This is a genomic window from Verminephrobacter aporrectodeae subsp. tuberculatae At4, from assembly GCF_000193225.1.
Taxonomy (GTDB): Bacteria; Pseudomonadota; Gammaproteobacteria; order Burkholderiales; family Burkholderiaceae_C; genus Acidovorax; species Acidovorax aporrectodeae.
Genome location: NZ_AFAL01001024.1, coordinates 1 through 748 on the forward strand (window position 1 = coordinate 1; position 748 = coordinate 748).

The 748-nt window shown below is 70.5% G+C and carries 1 protein-coding gene; it reads right to left on the reverse strand.

Annotated elements, in window-relative coordinates; genetic code table 11:
- Nucleotides 1–35 precede the first annotated feature (35 nt).
- Nucleotides 36–748, reverse strand: a 713-nt coding sequence (locus tag VTU_RS0124690) for an FAD-linked oxidase C-terminal domain-containing protein (protein WP_010110523.1), incomplete at its 5' end; no start/stop codon positions are given.

Genomic DNA, 748 nt, shown 5'->3' on the forward strand with positions numbered 1-748 from the left:
CGTCAGGCGGGCACCGAGGGAGTGGTCCATATGCGTCAGTCCGCTTCGTGGGCGAGCCGGTCGGAGAGGCCGAGTTTTCCGGGGTTGAGGATGTTCTGCGGGTCGAGCGCGCGCTTCACGGCCACCAGCAGCGGGAAGGCCGTACCCAGCGACGGGGCCATGTAGGGCGCGCGCAGCAGGCCGATGCCATGGTGGTGGCTCAGCGCCGCGTGGTACCGGAGCAGGACGGCGTTCGCCGCGTCCCACGCCTGGCGATACCACTTCTCGCGCTCCTGCACCGCGACCTCGCCGCGCAGGGAGAAGTAGAGGCAGGCGCCGTCCACGTAGGCGTGCGACTGGTGCGCGGATCCGGCCAGCGTGCCGGGGACTGCGGCGATGGCCTGCACCACGTCGGCATAGATGGCGGGGAGGTCGCGCCATGGGCCGGCCATCTCCAGCGTGTCGGCAACGAAGCCCGGGCCGCGCTGGAAGCCCTCGGCGCTTTTGCCGGTCAGGTAGCGCGTGTCGAGCCAGCGCTCGAAGATGGCCGCGCCATCGAGCCTGTCGCCCGACCCGGCGCAGACCTGCTCGCTGATTCCGATGACGCTGTCCACGATCGTGCGCTCGCCCTCGTCGGCGACCAGCAGCACGTTGGTCTCGGGCAGGGCGAACTGAACGCCGCTCTCGAATGCGTCGTACAAGCGCAGAGCCGCCGGATTTGCGCCGCGCTGCATGATCTCGCGGCAGGCCTCGAGCCCGAGCGCGAACG